16 protein-coding genes are annotated in these 17198 nt (G+C 68.0%); 7 read left to right on the forward strand and 9 right to left on the reverse strand.

Annotated elements, in window-relative coordinates:
- Positions 1-17: 17 nt before the first annotated feature.
- The 5 genes from ACXC9Q_RS03980 to ACXC9Q_RS04000 are packed head-to-tail and all read right to left on the reverse strand — an operon-like array spanning position 18 to position 6155.
- On the reverse strand, positions 18-800 hold the full coding sequence (locus tag ACXC9Q_RS03980; RefSeq protein ID WP_457055087.1) for a TIM barrel protein: 783 nt from the start codon (positions 798-800) through the stop codon (positions 18-20).
- A complete protein-coding gene (locus ACXC9Q_RS03985) occupies positions 801-1652 on the reverse strand; it encodes a carbohydrate ABC transporter permease (RefSeq protein WP_457055088.1) in 852 nt (283 codons plus the stop codon).
- A complete protein-coding gene (locus ACXC9Q_RS03990; protein WP_457055089.1) occupies positions 1642-2649 on the reverse strand; it encodes a carbohydrate ABC transporter permease in 1008 nt (335 codons plus the stop codon). The genes ACXC9Q_RS03985 and ACXC9Q_RS03990 overlap by 11 nt, the downstream gene beginning before the upstream one ends.
- Positions 2650-2655: 6 nt before the next feature.
- Complete coding sequence (locus ACXC9Q_RS03995) at positions 2656-3966, reverse strand: ABC transporter substrate-binding protein (protein ID WP_457055090.1); 1311 nt, start codon at positions 3964-3966, stop codon at positions 2656-2658.
- 8 nt (positions 3967-3974) lie between these two features.
- Complete coding sequence (locus tag ACXC9Q_RS04000; RefSeq protein WP_457055091.1) at positions 3975-6155, reverse strand: NAD(P)-dependent oxidoreductase; 2181 nt, start codon at positions 6153-6155, stop codon at positions 3975-3977.
- 93 nt (positions 6156-6248) lie between these two features.
- On the opposite strand from ACXC9Q_RS04000, the gene ACXC9Q_RS04005 reads away from it, so the two are divergent.
- The 3 genes from ACXC9Q_RS04005 (at position 6249) to ACXC9Q_RS04015 (ending at position 9074) form a co-directional block, all read left to right on the forward strand.
- Positions 6249-7139 carry a LysR family transcriptional regulator gene (locus ACXC9Q_RS04005; RefSeq protein ID WP_328520786.1) on the forward strand — a complete coding sequence of 297 codons (891 nt, stop codon included), beginning with the start codon at positions 6249-6251 and terminating at the stop codon, positions 7137-7139.
- A gap of 34 nt (positions 7140-7173) precedes the next feature.
- Complete coding sequence (locus ACXC9Q_RS04010) at positions 7174-8124, forward strand: SDR family NAD(P)-dependent oxidoreductase (protein WP_457055092.1); 951 nt, start codon at positions 7174-7176, stop codon at positions 8122-8124.
- Between the two features lie 128 nt (positions 8125-8252).
- The gene (locus ACXC9Q_RS04015; RefSeq protein WP_329477119.1) at positions 8253-9074 is read left to right on the forward strand and encodes a putative protein N(5)-glutamine methyltransferase; all 822 of its coding nucleotides are present in this window, start codon (positions 8253-8255) and stop codon (positions 9072-9074) included.
- Here ACXC9Q_RS04015 and ACXC9Q_RS04020 read toward each other — a convergent pair.
- Positions 9031-11031, reverse strand: coding sequence for a GTP-binding protein (locus tag ACXC9Q_RS04020; RefSeq protein ID WP_457055093.1), 2001 nt, complete (start codon positions 11029-11031; stop codon positions 9031-9033). The genes ACXC9Q_RS04015 and ACXC9Q_RS04020 overlap by 44 nt on opposite strands.
- Positions 11032-11240: 209 nt before the next feature.
- Positions 11241-11948, reverse strand: a complete 708-nt coding sequence (gene pyrH, locus ACXC9Q_RS04025) for a UMP kinase (protein ID WP_457055094.1) — start codon at positions 11946-11948, stop codon at positions 11241-11243.
- 86 nt (positions 11949-12034) lie between these two features.
- On the opposite strand from pyrH, the gene ACXC9Q_RS04030 reads away from it, so the two are divergent.
- From ACXC9Q_RS04030 to ACXC9Q_RS04045, 4 genes are all read left to right on the forward strand, one after another.
- Entirely contained in the window at positions 12035-12817 is a 783-nt protein-coding gene (locus ACXC9Q_RS04030; protein WP_457055095.1) for a DinB family protein, read from the forward strand.
- Between the two features lie 41 nt (positions 12818-12858).
- The gene (locus ACXC9Q_RS04035) at positions 12859-13512 is read left to right on the forward strand and encodes a dihydrofolate reductase family protein (RefSeq protein ID WP_457055096.1); all 654 of its coding nucleotides are present in this window, start codon (positions 12859-12861) and stop codon (positions 13510-13512) included.
- 55 nt (positions 13513-13567) lie between these two features.
- Positions 13568-14242 carry a VOC family protein gene (locus tag ACXC9Q_RS04040; RefSeq protein WP_457055097.1) on the forward strand — a complete coding sequence of 225 codons (675 nt, stop codon included), beginning with the start codon at positions 13568-13570 and terminating at the stop codon, positions 14240-14242.
- 217 nt (positions 14243-14459) lie between these two features.
- Positions 14460-15455 carry a small ribosomal subunit Rsm22 family protein gene (locus tag ACXC9Q_RS04045; RefSeq protein WP_457055098.1) on the forward strand — a complete coding sequence of 332 codons (996 nt, stop codon included), beginning with the start codon at positions 14460-14462 and terminating at the stop codon, positions 15453-15455.
- Here ACXC9Q_RS04045 and ACXC9Q_RS04050 read toward each other — a convergent pair.
- A complete protein-coding gene (locus ACXC9Q_RS04050; RefSeq protein ID WP_457055099.1) occupies positions 15443-16204 on the reverse strand; it encodes an SDR family NAD(P)-dependent oxidoreductase in 762 nt (253 codons plus the stop codon). The two genes, ACXC9Q_RS04045 and ACXC9Q_RS04050, sit on opposite strands and share 13 nt — an antisense overlap.
- Positions 16205-16311: 107 nt before the next feature.
- A complete protein-coding gene (locus tag ACXC9Q_RS04055; protein ID WP_457055100.1) occupies positions 16312-17193 on the reverse strand; it encodes an AraC family transcriptional regulator N-terminal domain-containing protein in 882 nt (293 codons plus the stop codon).
- Positions 17194-17198: the final 5 nt, after the last annotated feature.

Here is a 17198-nt window from a genome sequence, read left to right on the forward strand (position 1 = left end):
AAGTGAGTGTGTCGATTTCACTCCCTTGACGGATGCTGCGCCGCCGATGTGACAGCGGCGTGGAGATCATTTTCGAGCCGCTCCCCGACAGGTACGGCGGGGTCGGAGTACTGCCCGGTCAGGCAGATCGGGCCTGCGTACTTGACCTTCTGCAGAGCCGCGAACACCGCGGACCAGTCGGACAGTCCTTCGTCGGCCTGCACGAAGTACGGCTTCCAGACGCCGTCGGTCCGGGTGTACTGCACGTTCTTCAGGTTGACGATGCCGAGTCGCTCGGCGCCGAGCTCGAGCGTCACTGCCGGATGGTCGCCGGCCAGTGCATCGTGCGCCGCATCCCAGACCAGCTTGAACTGCTCGGGCAGTCCGTCGAGCAGTTGCAGTACGCCGAGAGTCGACGCCACGAACCGCCCGTGATGCGGCTGCACCCCGACCTGCACGCCGTACCGCTCGGTCAGTACGGCCGCTGCCTCGAGCAGCATGCGAGTACGGCGTACTGACGCGGCGTACCCGTCGAGACCGAGCTCGGCCATGATACGGATCATCGGCACACCGGCCTCCGCACATGCGGCGAACACCCGCTCGGACAGGTCACTGGCAACGCTGATCGGTTCGACGCCCTCGGCCCGCAACTGCGCGGTGAACTTCGGCAACTCAGCCTCGGCCGTAGCCGGGCTCACGTACGCGGCCTCGCGGACCGGGACCTCCGCTCCGGCGAACCCGAGACCGGAAACGAGCCGACCGAGCTCGTCACCCGGGAACGCCAGCCAGGGCTTGGTGAAAACAGACCACAGATAAGTCATTCAGCGGCCTCCCAGCCCACTCATGGTGATACCTCGGACGAACCAGCGTTGGGTCAGGAAGAACAGGATGATCAGGGGGATCGTGGTGACGGTGGCTGCCATCAGCAACAGGTTCCACTGGGTGCCGTTCGTGTCCTGGAACACCTGCAGGCCGACCGACGCGGTTCGGGTGGCATCGCTGTTCGAGATGATCAACGGCCACAAGAAGTTGTTCCACTGGCCGATGAATTTGAACACGGCAAGCGTCGCGATCGCCGGGATCGCCAGCGGCACGATCACCCGGACGAACGCCTGCCACCGGTTCGCGCCGTCCAGCCGGGCGGCCTCCTCGTAGTCGCGCGGGATGCCGAGGAAGAACTGCCGGAGCAGGAAGACGCCCAGTGCGGTAAACGCATGCGGCAGGATCATCCCGGGCCAGGTATCGATGCCGTGCAGCTTCGCGACCAGCACGAACTGCGGGATCAGCGTCACCTGCGACGGGATCATCAGCGTGGCGAGGTAGATGCCGAACAGCCAGCTGCGCCCGGGGAAGTTCAGCCGGGCGAACGCGTACGCCGCCAGCGCGGCCGTCACTGTCTCGAGCAGAGTCGTACCGCCCGCGAAGTACACGGTGTTGAGCAGGTACTTGCCCAGAGGCACGAGGTCGAAGGCTCGGGTCAGGTTCTCCGGGTGCCAACTGCTCGGCCAGAACGACGGCTTGGCCGCCATCGACTCAGCGTCGGACTGGAACGCGACCAGCACCATCATGACGACCGGGATGAGAGTGAGAGCGGTGACCAGGAAGCAGGCGAAGACAATCAGCCTCCGCTGGAGAACCTTGTTGGAGACCAAGGGGAGCGCCTCAGTTGTCATAGTGGACCAGCCTCCGCTGGAAGAGGAACTGCGTGGCGGTGATCATCACGATGAACGCGAACAGCACGAGCGACTGCGCTGCGGCGTACCCCTGGTCGTAGTTCTCGAAGCCGGTCCGGTAGATGTACATGACCAGCGTGGTGGTGCGGGTGCCCGGTCCGCCGTTCGTCATGATCAGCGCCTGGTCGAAGACCTGGAACGAGCCGATCACCGAGGTGACGATCACGAAGAACAAGGCCGGTGACAACATCGGCAGGGTGACGTTGCGGAAGCTCTGCCACGGCGACGTGCCGTCGACGCGAGCGGCCTCGTAGAGCTGTTGCGGGATCGCCTGCAACCCGGCGAGGAAGACGACCATGCCGAAGCCGAAGCTCTTCCACACGCTCATCAGGATCAGGGCCGGCATCGCCCAGTTGTCCGAGATCAGCCAGGTCGGCCCGTTGATGCCGAACACCCCGAGCACGGCGTTCACCAGGCCGTCGTGCGGGATGTAGAGCCAGATCCAGACGAACGCGACCGCCACCGTGATCGTTGCGTACGGCAACAGCAGCAGCGAGCGGAAGACCGCGACCCGGCGCAGCCCCTGATTCAGCAGCAAGGCCAGCGCGAGGCTCACCACGATCGTCAGCGGCACGCTCACGAAGGTGAAGTACGCCGTGTTGCCCAGCGCGAGGCTCACCACGATCGTCAGCGGCACGCTCACGAAGGTGAAGTACGCCGTGTTGCCCAGCGCGGACCAGAACGTCGGATCCGGGCCGAGGCGGGCGAAGTTGCGCAACCCGGCCCAACGCGGCGGACTGAACAGGTTCCAGTCCAGCAGCGAGATCACGCCGGCGGCGACGACCGGTCCGGCGGTGAAGATCAGGAATCCGATCAGGCTGGGCAGGATGAACAGCCAGGCGGTCAGGGTCTCCCGGTTGCGCCAGCGTGGCGTCGGCCCGGAGGACGGTTGTGGTGATGCGGTGGTGGCCGGGGCGGGCAGAGTGTCGACAGCCATGGTGGATCACCCCTTCCTGGCGGTGGCTTGGCGGATGTTGTCCTGGTGCTGCCGCATGAGTACGTCGAGACGCGGGGTCAGCCCGGCGATTGCGTCGGGGACCGAGACCTGGCCGAGGAACGTCCGGGGCAGGTCCTGGCCGAGCAACTGCTTGACCTGGTTCCAGTTCGTCGTGACGTCGAACGCGTGCCCGCCGGCGAGCTTGCCGGCCAGGATCTGCTGGACGATGCCGAGGTTGTCCGGCGGTGGCTGGAACGCACTGCCCGCGCTCAGCCGGGCCGGGTTGTTGCGGCCGGCCTTGGCGTAGATGTCGAGCGCACCGGTGCTGGTGAGCGTCTTGAGCAGCTTCCACGCGAGGTCCAGCTCGGCCCCATCGCGCACCCCCGACGGAATGGCGAAGCTGGATCCCGACACCCGCGGAGTGCTGCCGACTGCCCCGGCCGGGAACGGGATCACGTCCCAGTCGAACTTGGCCTTGCGCACGTTGACCACCTGCCACGGCCCGTTCTGCATGAAGGCGACGTTGCCCTCCATGAAGTTGGACAGCGAACTCTCGGTGACCAGGTTCTTGATCGGCGGGGTGACCTTGTCCTTGACGAACAGGTCGATGACGTACTGCAGTGCCTCCATCGCCTCCGGATCACCCAGCGTGCTCCGGGTGGCGGCGTCGTCCATGACGTTCCCGCCCGCGCAGTAGATCCACGACACCAGGTCGTCGATCGCCGGCGCACAGGTGAAGCCGTACTGCTCGCCGGGTTTGGTGAGCTGCTTCGCCAGGTCCCGGAAGGTTGCCCATGGCATCGGCACCGTCCTCGAGGGCGGCTCGATGCCCTGCTTCTGCAGCAGCGACTTGTTGTAGTACATGACCGTCGGTGCGACGTCGAAGCCGATCGCGTAGGTCTTGTTGTTGAAGCTCGAGATCCGGCGGCTCGACTGGTAGAAGTCGTCGAGGTGGAAGTCCGGGTCGGCCTCGATCAGGTCGTCGAGTGGACGGTGCGCGCCGCGGGCGGCGTACGTCGGGATCAGTGTGCCGTTGAGCGCGGTCACCAGGCCGGCCGTGCCACTGACCAGTTGCAGGTCGAGTTTGGTCGGGTAGCCGTTCGACGGGGTCAGGGTCGGGACGGACTTCACCCCGAGCTGTTGCTCGACGTACGTGCTGAAGTCCTGCCAGACCTTCTTCTCCGCGGCACTGCTCGACCACATCGCCCAGGTCGCGGCACCGGCAGGGGGTCCTGATGAGCATCCGGCCGCGGCCAACCCGAGTCCGGCGAGACCGGTCAACTCGAGAAAGCTGCGGCGGGACAGGTTCGTTCCCATGGTTCTCCTCACCGATAGAGCAGGTCGATCGACTCGGCGCGGATCCGCTCCTCGTCGACCTGAACGCCCAGTCCAGGGGCGGTGGGGACCGTCGCGACGGCCTTGGTGATGCTCAGCCCCTCGACATACAGATCGGACAGCAGCTCCGGCCCGTTGAGCTCGGCGGGCAAGGCGAGCTCGAGTTGACTGAACACGTGCAGCGCGGCGGCGAACGCGACCCCGCAGTCGGTCAGGCCGCTGGCGAGGACCTCGACACCGCCGGCGATCGCGGTCTGCGCGGTCTTCAGGGCGTTGCGCAGCCCACCGGATTTGCAGACCTTGACCACGACGAGGTCGGCGGCGCCGAGCCGGATCGCCCGGGCCAGGTCCTGGGCGGAGAAGCTGCCCTCGTCGATCGCGATCGGCAGGTCGATCAGTTCGCGCAGCCGTTGCATGGCAAGCGTGTCGGTGCTCGGTACAGGCTGCTCGACACAGTGGATCGTGCGGACGCCCGCCGTACGGTCGAGGAGTTGCCTGAGTGCGGTCGGCCGGTAGGACTGGTTGGCGTCGAGCCACAGCGGCTTGCCGCCGGCGACCTCGGCCACGGTCTGGATCGCCGCGGCGTCCGCGTCCAGATCGCCACCGATCTTGACCTTGCACGCCGGATAGTCCGACGACTGGAGCGCATGTTCGCGGACCGCGTCCTGGTCGCCGACTCCGATCGCCGAGCACAGCGGGATCTCGTCGTACACCTTGCCGCCGAGCAGGGCGTGCACCGGGACGCCGGCGAGCTTGCCGGCCGCGTCGTGCATCGCGACGTCCACGGCGGCGCGGGCGAACGGGAAGCCGTTCGACACCGCGGGGCTGAGGCGCTTGGCGGCGCGCTGGTGGAACAGCTCGACGTCGAAGGGCGTGAGTTCCAGCAGGATCGGCGCGAGGTGCCGCCGGATCACCACCGCCATCGTCTCGGCGGTCTCGTAGCTCCAGCTCGGCAGCGCGCGCTGCTCACCCCAACCGACGACCCCGTCCTCGGTGGTCAGCTTCACGAACACCACCGCGGCGGCCTGGTCCGGCGCGTCACCGGGGGAGCCGACCGCGCCGCTGCCGAGCACGAAGCGGCGCGCGAACGGGACTGCGACCGGAAACACTTCGACTTGCGTGATCCGCGACATCGGCTGTCCTCTCAGGCCGCGATCGACCAGGCGGCCGGGTCGACGAAAACTCGGCCCGCGGGTGCCGTTGTCGAGCCACCGGATCACGTCCTTCAGGACATAGCCGGCCAACGCGAGGTGGCCTTCAGCGGTGTCGCCGGCGACGTGCGGGCTGAGCAGCAGGTTGGGCGCGTCGAGGATCGTGCGGTCGAAGGTCGGCGGCTCCGGGTCGTAGACGTCCAAGGCGGCGTACACGCGGCCGTCGAGGACGTGGTCGAGCAGGGCCTGCTGGTCGATGGCCGGACCGCGGGACGAGTTCACGAGGACCGCGCCGTCGGGGAGTTGCTCGATCAGCGCGCGAGTGATCATGCCCTTGGTCTCCGGCACGTTCGGCACGTGGATGGTGAGGAACGGGCTGCTCGCCGCCTCTTCGAGCGTCGTCGTGCGTACGCCGAGTTGGCCGGCGCGCTCGTCCGTCAGGTACGGGTCGTAGACCGCGAGGTCGCAACCGAAGGGCTTCAGCAGAGTGATCAGCGCCCGGGCCGTGCTGCTGGCGCCGATGATCCCGACCCTGGCTCCGGCGAGCTCGTGGCAGCGGAAGGCGGTCTGCTTCCAGCCGCCCTGCCGGATCGCTCCATCGAAACGGGGAAGGCGCCGGGCCAGAGTGAGCATGGCGGCCAGGCAGTACTCGCCGACCGACCAGGCGATCCGCGGACCGGCGGAGAAGACGGCGACGCCCTGGTCGAGGACGACCGGGTCGATGAGGTTCTTGACCGAGCCGGCCGCGTGGGCGACGACCTTGGGGCCGTTGCCGTCGGACCACAGCTCCTTGCCGAGGTGCGGCGTACCCCAGCTGGTCAGCAGGACGTCGGCGCCGGCGGCCAGCTCGGGTACGGCGGCCGGGTCGAGCGCCGGCGGCTTGCCGGGTGATCCCGGTCCGGCCGCGTGCGCCGCCTCGGCCCAGACGACCTCGAAGCGGTCCTCGAGCAGCCGGCGGGTCGCGGGGTCGACCACGTCGGCGGCACGGTCGGGGGAGAACATGGCAGCGAGCTTGGGCACCGTGGCTCCTTTGGTTCGGTAGTGCCTCGACGGTAGGCGCTTTCCGTTATGCAGGTCCAAACCCTATTTCGCATGAACCGATACCGTGCCGGTATGGACTTGTCGCTGCAGCAGCTCCGGGGGTTCGTCGCCGTCGCCGAGGAACTCCACTACGGCCGGGCCGCTCAGCGGCTGAACCTGACCCAGCCGCCGCTCACCCGGCAGATCCAGGGGCTGGAGCGAACCCTCGACGTCCGGCTGTTCGACCGGACCGGCCGGGGAGTGCGCCTGACCGCGGCCGGTGATGTCTTCCTCGAACACGCTCGCCGGGTGCTCGCGCTGCTCGAGGTCGCGCCGGACGCGACCCGCCGGGCCGCCGACGGCCAGACCGGGACCCTGCGGATCGCGTTCACCGCCATCGGTGCGTACGCCGTACTCGCGGACTTCCTCACCATGGTCGGGAAACGCACGCCGGCGGTGACCTCAGAGCTCACGGAACTCGTCAGCCCGGCGCAGTTCGAGGCGCTGGCGAATCTGGAGATCGACATCGGCCTCGTGCGGCCACCGATCCCATCGCAATTCGAGTCGGTGCTGGTGCATTCGGAGGATCTGGTGCTCGCCGTACCGGCCGATCATCCGCTGGCAACCGGCGATACCCCGGTGACTCTCGCCGACGCCACCGACGACTACATCGGCTACAGCCCCGAGGGTTCGCAGTACCTGCACGACATCTGCGCCGCGATGATCGGCATGGATCGGTACGCCGTCAGTCAGCTGGCATCGCAGGTGCCGACGATGCTCGCGCTCGTCCGGGCCGGTCTCGGCTGCGCGCTGATCCCACGCTCGATCATGGCGATGCGGGTCGAGGGCGTCCGCTACCGCGAGCTCGACGCGGCCGACGCGCACTCGGTCACGTTGCACGCGTGCTGGAGCCCGGACAGTCCGAACCCTGCTCTGCAGCGGCTGGCGGAGTCGCTGCGGCAGAACCCGCACCTCGACGCTTGACCTAGAGTGTGCTCGAACTCGTAGAGTCCGAGGCATGACTGCACAGCACAAGATCGGTTCGGGGTTCGGGCACGACAGCACCGCGGACGACGTCCTCGCCGGGATCGACCTGACCGGCAAGCTGGCCGTCGTCACCGGCGGGTACTCCGGTCTCGGCCTCGAAACGACCCGTGCGCTGACCAAGGCCGGTGCGCACGTGGTCGTACCGGCTCGGCGGCCGGACGCCGCACGCGCGGCGCTGGCGGGGATCTCGAACGTCGAGATCGACGAGCTGGATCTCGGGGATCTGGAGAGTGTGCGGGGGTTCGCCGATGGGTTCCTGGCGTCCGGGCGGTCGATCGACATCATGATCGACAACGCGGCGATCATGGCCGCGCCTGAGACGCGGGTCGGGCCGGGCTGGGAGGCGCAGTTCGCGACCAATCACCTCGGGCACTTCGCGCTGGTGAACCGCCTCTGGCCGGCGTTGGTGGCCGATGGTGATGCGCGTGTGGTGTCGGTGTCGTCGACCGGACACCGGCGCTCGGACATCCGCTGGGACGACCTGGAGTTCCGGCAGGGGTACGACAAGTGGCAGGCGTACGGGCAGGCGAAGACGGCCAACGTGCTGTTCGCCGTGCAGCTCGATGCCCTGGGCAAGGACTCCGGTGTGCGCGCGTTCGCGCTGCACCCGGGCGGCATCCTGACGCCGTTGCAGCGGCATCTGCCGCGCGAGGAGATGGTCGCCTTCGGCTGGATCGACGAGGACGGCAACCCGCTGAACCCCGGCTTCAAGTCCCCGGAGCAGGGCGCCGCGACCCAGGTGTGGGCCGCGACGTCGGCACAGCTCGACGGGCTCGGCGGCGTGTTCTGCGAGGACTGCGAGATCGCCGAGGTGTCCACCGACGACAGCCCGGGCGTCCGGCCGTACGCGATCGACCCGGCGTCGGCCGCCCGGTTGTGGACGGTCTCCGCGGAGCTCACCGGAGTGAACGCTTTCGGGTAAGGTGGATCGCACCAGGAACGACGGATTGAGGAGGTGGGACCGATCACCGGACAGGCAGGTTGGTTGCTCCCGCCTCGAGTGGTCAGCTTCTGAGACTGACTGCGGGAGCCTCGGTTCTAAGGGGTTCTGTGTCTGTATCTTCTGTTCCTTCTGTTGAGCTCGGCGCTGTCGTCGAGCGGCTGCGCGCGTCCGGGTGCGTCTTCGCCGAGGACGAGGCCGCGCTGATCGTCGAGACCGCCCGGGACGCGGCCGAGGTGGCCGCCATGGTCGACCAGCGTGTCGCCGGGCTGCCGCTCGAACACGTCCTCGGCTGGGCGTCGTTCCGCGGGCTGCGGATCGCGGTCGACCCCGGTGTGTTCATTCCACGGCGCAGGACCGAGTTCCTCGTCGCCGAGGCGCTGGAGGTGACCACACCGGGTGCCGTCGTACTGGACCTCGGCTGTGGGTCGGGTGCGTTGGGTGCGGCGATCGCGGCGGAGCGCGAGGTGTCGTTGTACGCCGCCGACATCGAGCTGGCCGCGGTTCGGTGTGCCCGGCGCAATCTGGTGCCGTGGCGTGGGTCGGTGTATCAGGGCGACCTGTTCTCCGCATTGCCGGATCAGTTGCGGGGGCGGATCGACGTACTGCTCGCGAACGTGCCGTACGTGCCCACCAACGAGATCCGGCTGCTGCCGCCCGAGGCCAGGCTGTACGAGCCGCACGTCACGCTCGACGGCGGCCCGGACGGCCTGGCCACATTACGCCGGGTTGCGGCGGGGGCGCTGAGCTGGCTGGCCCCGGGTGGGCACCTGTTCGTGGAGATGAGCGAGCATCAGGCCCCGCCGGCCGCAGCTGTGCTGACGGATCAGGGCCTGACGGCTCGCGTCACGTCCGACGACGAGCTCGGTGCGACTGTTGTCCACGGCATCAAACCCGGCGCTGGACGTGCAGGAGGTAATCCCGCCGGTTGAGGGGGTCGTGGTCGGTCCGGGCGCGTTCCGGGATCGGTCCGGTGACGGGTTGGTAGCGCTCGAACGCGGACTCCAGCACGCCTTCGCCGCGGGTGAGGGCGGGCAGCAGTTGCTCGAGCTCGTAGACGGCGGCCGCGGGGATTTCTCCTTCCAGGGTTGAGGTTTCCGCGGCCAGCGCCGGCACCTGCGGGATCGCGCGCAGTCGGGCGAGAGCCGCGAGTACGGCGCGAGTCGTATCGGTCGGGATCTCCAGCCGGAAGCGATGCATCGGCTCGTGCACCGTCGTACCGGCCTGCTGGAGGGCCGTCATCAGGACCAACGGGGTCAGGAAGCGGAAGTCGCCGGCCGTGCTCGACATGCTCTTGTCGAAGACGGCGTGGGCGTGACTCTGCCGCGCCGAGTAGCCGGAGTGCGTCATCACGACCCGCGCGTCGGGGATCTGCCATCCGTGGATGCCCTGATCGAGCGTCTCGCGGACGGTCTCCTCGACGGCCTTGATGAACGCGTACGGCATCGAGCCGAGCTCGACCTCCAGCTCGAAGCTGACGCCGGCGTTGACCGGGGCTGGCGCGAGCCGGAGACCGACGGTGGCGAGGAACGGGTTCGGGTCCTTCTTGTTGAACTCGACCGCCGCGCCGGTGCCGTCGAGCCGCTCGATGCAGATCGTGGTCGTCTCGCGGAAGCCGGCCTCGATCCCGAACTCGGTCGCGAGGGTGGTCTGGATGACCTCCTTCTGGATCTCGCCGTACAGGGACACCGAGATCTCCTGGCGGAGATCGTCCTGGCGCAGGTTGATCAGCGGGTCCTGCTCCGCGAGCTGAGTCAGCGCGACGCGAAGGTTGCCCTTGTCTCTGCGCTCCATGGGGTAAACCACGGTCTCCAACGTCGGCGGCGCGAACATGACCGGGTTTGGGGTAACAAATGGTCGCTCAGTGGCAGTAATGTTCCACAAATCGCTCAGCCGGTCGCCGATCTGGACATCGGCGAGGCCCCAGACCCGCGCGATCTGCCCGGCGCGCACCTCGGCGGCCGGGGTCGCGCCGCCCTCGCCGAAGACGCGGAGCGCGGTGACCTTGACCTTGGCCTCGGCGCCGGCCCGGAAGCCCAGCCGCTCCCGAACTCGCACCGTGCCGGAGAACATCCGGACGTAGGCGATCTTCTCGCCGGCCGGGCCACGCTCGACCTTGAAGACCGCTCCGTCGACCGGTTCCTCCTGGGTGCCGGCCAGGGGGAGCAGCTCGCGGATACCTTCGGTCAGCGCCTCCGTGCCCGCACCGGTGATGGCGGAGCCGAAGTACACCGGATGCACGAGCGCCTGCTTCGTCTGCTTGGCCAGCGCTCGCTTGAGGGCGTCACGGGAGAGCGGCTCGCCGTCCACGAACATCCGGAGCAGGTCGTCGTCGCGCTCGGCGAGTACTTCGAGGAGGGCGCCGTACGACTCGGTGAACGTCGCTTCCGGGGTGCCCAGGTGGGTGGCCTCACCCATCGGGACGATCGCCGGGGTCAGCTTGTCGGCGATCGATTTGAGCACGGCGTCGTACTGCGCGCCGGCCCGGTCGAGTTTGTTGACGAAGATCAGCGTCGGGATCTTCAGGCGCTGAAGGGTCCGCATCAGCACCCGGGTCTGCGCCTGCACGCCTTCGACGGCCGAGATGACCAGCACCGCGCCGTCGAGCACGCTGAGCGCCCGCTCCACCTCGGCGATGAAGTCCGGGTGGCCGGGAGTGTCGATCAGGTTGACCGTGACAGGGTCGGCCGCGCCGATCGTGAACGACACGACCGCCGACTTGATCGTGATACCGCGCTGGCGTTCCAGCGCGAGGGAATCGGTCTGGGTGCTGCCGTCGTCGACGCTACCGATCTCGTCGATGACCCCTGCGGCGTAGAGCAGCCGCTCGGTCAGGCTCGTCTTACCGGCGTCGACATGCGCCAGAATCCCAAGGTTCAGTACTTTCACGCAGCTTCATGTCCCTTGAACAGGTGTCAATTCCTTCCGCGACAGACATGAAGCGAGGTCGCATGACAGAACTCCTTGACTAGACACCTGCGGGTACGCCCACGAGTACACCAACCCTCCGTGCGGCCCGGCAAACCATTTAGCCGACCGCTACACCGTCACTAGGCTGCCCCCCGTGCCGCACCTCGAGGCGATCGGGCGGGAGTTGGTCAGTTGATCAAGGTGCCGATGGGGGTGCCGGTGGTGATGGAGGCGGCGGCGGAGGGGCGGTCGATGTCGAAGACGTGGAGAGGGAGGTGGTGGTCGCGGGCCAGGATGAAGGCCGTCTGGTCCATCACGCCGAGGCCGCGGTCGATGACTTCCTGGTAGGTGAGGTGGTCGAAGCGCCGGGCGTCCGGGTGCTTGTTCGGGTCGGCGTCGTACACGCCGTCGGTGCCGTTCTTGGCGACCAGGAGGGCGTCGGCGTCGAGCTCGATCGCGCGCTGGACGGCCGGGTAGTCGGTGGTGGTGAACGGCTGTCCGTTGCCGCTGGCAAGCAGGACGATCGAGCCCTTCTCCAGGTGCCGGAGGGCGCGCAGCCGGATGTACGGCTCGGCCAGGTTGTTGATCGGGATCGCCGTCATCAGGTGGACGTCGTCGGCACCGAGCGCCGTGAGCCGGCCGCGCAGGAGGACGGCGTTGATGACAGTGCCGAGCATGCCGATGTTGTCGGCCTCGACGCGGTCGATGCCCCACTCGTCGGACCGGTTGCCGCGGAAGACGTTGCCGCCGCCGACGATGACCGCGACCTGGATGCCGGTGGCGTGCAGCGCGATCACCTCGTTCGCGAGGTGGGTGAGCCGGTCGCTGTCGAAGCCGAAGTCGTTCGAGCCGGCGATCGCCTGCCCGGACAGCTTGAGGACGAGCCTGCGGTACATGCCGCTCCATTCGATCGGAAGGCGGGACGGGAACTCGCCTGTGCCCGCCATTGTGGCCCCGCACGGGCTCACGCCAAGCTGGGCGGGTGACCGAGTTCAAGGACCAAGACCTCGCCGCCGCACGGTTCGAACGGTCGTCGCTGCGGGAGGCGGTGTTTCACGATGTCGACCTGCGGGGTGCCCGCTTCGACAACGTCAACCTCAACGGCGCCACCATCCGCGGCGCGGCGCTGTACGACGTGTCGATCGACGGCGACATCCGCAACCTGCGCGTCTGGGGCATGGACGTCGTACCGCTGCTCGACGCCGAGCTCAACCGTCGTTACCCCGGTCGGGAGAAGATGCGCCCCGCGGAGGCGGACGGTTACCGGGAGGCGTGGGAACTGCTCGAGCGGCTGTGGAGCGAGACCGTCGAGCGGGCCCGGCAGCTGCCACCGGAGCTGTTGCACGAGTCCGTCGACGGTGAGTGGTCGTTCATCGAGACGCAGCGGCACCTCGTCTTCGCGACCGATGCCTGGGTACGGCGTGCCGTCCTCGGCGACCCGGCTCCGTGGGACCCGCTGGACCTTCCGCACGACGAGATGCACGACGTACCGCCCGTTCCGCGCGATCGCGCCGTACGCCCGTCACTGGACGAGGTGCTCGTGTTGCGGGCCGACCGGATGCAGACCGTTCGGGACGTCTTCGCTGAGCTCACCGACGAGCGGCTGAGTGAAATGACAGTGCCAGTGACCGAGCCCGGGTATCCGGCGTCGGAGAGTTACCAGGTCAGCGACTGTCTTGGCTGCATCTTGAGCGAGGAGTGGGAGCACCGGGTCTTCGCCGAGCGAGATCTCGCCGTACTGCGTGTCGAGTCCGGCGGGAGCTGATCGACGCCTGGGTGAGAGCACCTCTACCTAGGGAGACAGTCATGGAGCTCAGCGTCAACGTCTTCGTCAGCCTCGACGGTGTCATGCAGGGGCCGGGCGGACCGGACGAGGACCGAAGCAACGGGTTCGAGTACGGCGGTTGGCTCGTGCCGCACGCGGCCGACGGCCAGCTGGACCCGGTCGACGGGTGGTTCCGGGAGGCGGACGCGATCCTGCTCGGCCGGTCGACGTTCGAGATGATGCGCACGTTCTGGTCGCAGGTGACGGTGACGCCGGACAACATCGTGTCCACCGCGTTGAACACCTGGAAGAAGTACGTCGTCAGCAACACGCTCTCCGACGAGGACGCGGCGTGGGGCGACACCACCGTGCTCCGCGGTGACGACATCGTGGAGCAGGTACGGCGGCTGAAGGAACAGCCCGGGCGTGAGCTGCAGGTGCACGGGAGCTGGCAGCTCGTGCGGACCCTGCACGACGCCGGTCTGGTGGACACCTATCGGCTGATCCAGTTCCCGGTCGTGGTGGGGACGGGGAAGCGGCTGTTCGAGGCCGGCGCCGTACCGGCGACCTACAAGATCGGCCACGGCGAGGTGCTGTCCGGCGGGGCGGTATCGCTGACGCTGCGGCAGGACGGGTTCGGGTCGCTCGGAACCGGGGACATCGTGGTCGAGGACGGCAAGGAAGTCCTGATCTGAACTGTCGGCCTGGTGTCCTAACCTCTTCGGAACCGCAATTTCTTGGGGGTTGGCGATGGACATGCTGAGCTGGCAGACGATCCGGGACGCCGAGCTGGCCGACTGGCGCAAGCTTGGCCAGGGCTTGCACGCGCGGTTCCTGATCGGGTCGTTCGCCGACGGCGCTCGCTTCGTGAGCGCCGTCGGCGAGGCCTGCGCCTCGAGCGAGCATGCGCCGGAGGTCCGGCTCGGCAAGGGCTTCGCGGACCTGCGGCTGCTCAGCGACGACGCGGTGAAGCCCGGCACCGACGAGGGCTATCCGAACGTGACGCAGCGGGATGTCGACCTGGCGCGGCGGATCAGCTCGATCGCTCAGTCGCTGGGCCTCACAGCTGACCCGTCGGCCGTGGCTGAGGTGGAGCTCGGCCTGGATACGGCCGACGAGGCCGCGATCGGTCCGTTCTGGGCCGCCGTACTCACCGGCGACCCCGGCGTCTACGACCGGCTTGACGTCTGCGACCCGACCGGACGGGTGGTGACCCTGTGGTTCCAGGGCACGGACGCGCAGGAGACTCCTCGACAACGGTTCCATCTGGATCTGTGGCTTCCGGCTGAGGTGGTCCCGGCCCGGATCGAGGCGGCGCTGGCGGCCGGCGGGACGGTGGTGGCCGACGACAAGGCGCCGTCGTTCACCGTGCTGGCCGATCCGGAGGGCAACAAGGTCTGCCTCTGTACGTATCTGGATCGCTGAAAATCAGGCGCGGAGTTGAGGTGCCGTTGGATAGAGTCACCGTTGTTCTGTGATCCGAGGAGGTGCGTGATGGCTTGCATGGTTATCCGGTTCCGCGCCAATCCCTCCTTCTCTGCTGGCTTCTGACAGCTTTCCGGACCGGTTGGTGCGTCGCGGCGTCTGGCCGCGGGTCTCGTGCGCCCTGCGCACTCCGTGCCGACCGAACCGGAGTTCCCTCATGTCCTTCGTGGACACACAACTGCATGCTGCCCTTGTCCGCGTCCTTGCCGGTGTCCAGCACGACGTGCTGCGCCGCCGTGTCATCGCTTTGTCCGACCGCTATCGGGGTGAGCGGGTCGACGACAGCACACCGGGGATGCGCGACGACCTCGACTGCCTCGCGTACGCCGTCGTACGAATGCCGGCGACGTGTCGTGCGCTTCACGCCGCCTTGCTCGCGGCTGATCGACACGTCGTCAGCACCTTCACGACTCACCTCGACCTCGGCGGAGGAACCGGCGCGGCCGCCTGGGCGGCTGCCGCGATCTGGCCGGGGATCGCCACCGAGACCGTCGAACGCGAGCCCGCCGCCATCCGCCTCGGCCGACGACTTGCCGATGGTGAGCAGGGCCTCCATGGCGACCAAAGCGGGCCGCTTGTCGGCGCAAGATGGACGGCGGCCGACCTCCGCCACTGGAGCCCGCACCGCCAGGTCGACCTGATCACGATCGGCTACGTCCTCAATGAACTGTCCGACGCCGCCCGCCGCGACCTCATCGACACAGCGGCGCAGACCGCCGGCACCGTCGTGATCGTGGAGCCCGGGACTCCGCGCGGACATCGCCGCATACTCGATGCTCGTGCTCAGCTCAGCGAGCAGGGTCTGACGATCGCGGCTCCCTGCCCGCATCAGGTGGAGTGCCCGCTCGTCCCCGCCGACTGGTGCCACTTCGCCGTACGACTGCCGCGGACCGAACTGCATCGGGTCCTGAAGGACGGCACGCGCAACTTCGAAGACGAGAAGTTCAGCTACCTGGTCGCCACCCGCGCACCGGCACATCCCGCGTCGGCCCGTGTGATCGGCAGGCCCGCGCGGCCGAAGGGCCGGGTGATCCTCGACCTGTGCACCACCGCCGGTTCACGTGAACAGGCGGTGGTGCCGAAGTCGTCCAGCAGCTATCGGGCCGCCCGAACCACAACGTGGGGTGATGACTGGAGTGGTCAGAGGTCGTAGCCGCCCGAGGCTTCCAGGGTCTGGGCGGTGATCCAGGCACCGTCGGGGGAGAGGAGGAACGCGATCACCGTGCCGAGGTCGTCCGGTTCGCCGATGCGGCCGAGGGCGGTGCGGTCGGCGATCGGCGGGATCAGCTCGGGGTAGCGGGCGAACGCGTCGTCGCCGAGGCGGGTCCGGGTCACGCCAGGAGCGACGGCGTTGACCCGGATGCCGCGAACGCTGAGTTCCTTGGCGAGGTAGCGGGTGAGCACCACCTGTGCGCCCTTCATGCTCGCGTACACCGAGTACCCCGGCTCCGGTCGCGTGGTGGCCAGGGCTGAGGTGCTGCTGGTGTAGACGATCGATCCGCCGTCCGCGACCAGCGGCAGGAGCGTCTGGGTGAGGAAGTACGGACCCTTCAGATGGATCCGCAGCATCTGATCGAACAGTTCCTCGGTGGTGTCCTCGAACATCACCGGCTGTTGCCCGACGCCCGCATTGTTGACGAGGAAGTCGAACGATGTCCGCCCCCAGCGCTGGAGCACGTCTCGCACGTCAGTCGTGAAGTCGGCGAACGTGTCGGGTCGACCGACATCCAGGGGCAGTGCGACCGCCGTACCGCCGTCCTTCTCGATCCGTTCGGCGGTCTCCAGGCCGCCGTCGCGGTTCCCGTGGTAGGTCAGGATCACCCCGACGCCGCGCTTCGCGACCTCGAAGGCCGCGCTCTGCCCGATGCCGGAGCTCCCGCCGGTGATCACAGCTATTTGCATGATCGTGTCAATCTCCTAGAACGTCTTGAACAGGTACTTGTCCAGTAGACGCGTGTTCACAGGGGAGTCGCTAGACCATTGCTCGCCGCCACTTGCACGATCCTGCTCTATGGCAGGGAAGCTTCCGCGCGGATCAGGCTGGTGTCACGGCTGGGCGGCGTACCGAACTCGCGCCGGTACTCGCGGCTGAACTGCGACGGGCTGTCGTAGCCCACGGCGTACCCGGTGCTCGTCACGTCCTCGCCCAGCCCGACCAGCCGCAAGCGCGCCTCCTGCAACCGGATCTTCTTCTGGAACTGGATCGGCGTCATCGCCGTGACTGTGCGGAAGTGCCGATGGAACGCCGACGTACTCATGCCGGCCTGCGCGGCCAGCTCCTCGACCCGGAATGGTTCGGTGTAGTGGTCACGGATCCAGCGGATCACCCGGGCGACGTGCGAGAGACTGCTGTCCGTGAGCCCGATCTCGCGTACGGCGGCACCCTGCGGACTCCGCAGCAGCCGCCAGAGGATCTCGCGCTCGACAAGCGGCGCCAGCACCCGAGCATCCTCGGGTTCGTCGACAAGCCGAAGCAGGCGGATCACGGCGTCGATGAGTTCGTCGGGCGCCCGGCTGACGGTCAGAGCTTGAACCGAGCCACCAGGCACCTGACTGTCCGCCGCATCCAGCAGCAGCGAGGCGATCAGCTCGGCCCGCAGCGACAACCCGACCCCGAGGCACGGCTGATCTTTGGAGGCCTCGACGAAGTGCCCGGTCACCGGCAGATCCACCGAAACGACGAGGTAGTCGCCGGCGCCGTACTCGAAGACCTGGTCGCCGACCGCGAGCCGCTTCCGGCCTTGCGCAACCAGCGCGAACGTCGGCGTCGCCAGGGAGGACATCGGCGGTGTCGGCGCGTCGACGATCGACAAGAGCAACCCGTCGACCGCATGCTCGCGCCCGGCCGCGGCGACGATCCGGGTTCGCAACTCCGCCAGTGCTTTCTGCATAACAG

The organism is Kribbella sp. CWNU-51 (genome assembly GCF_054073265.1).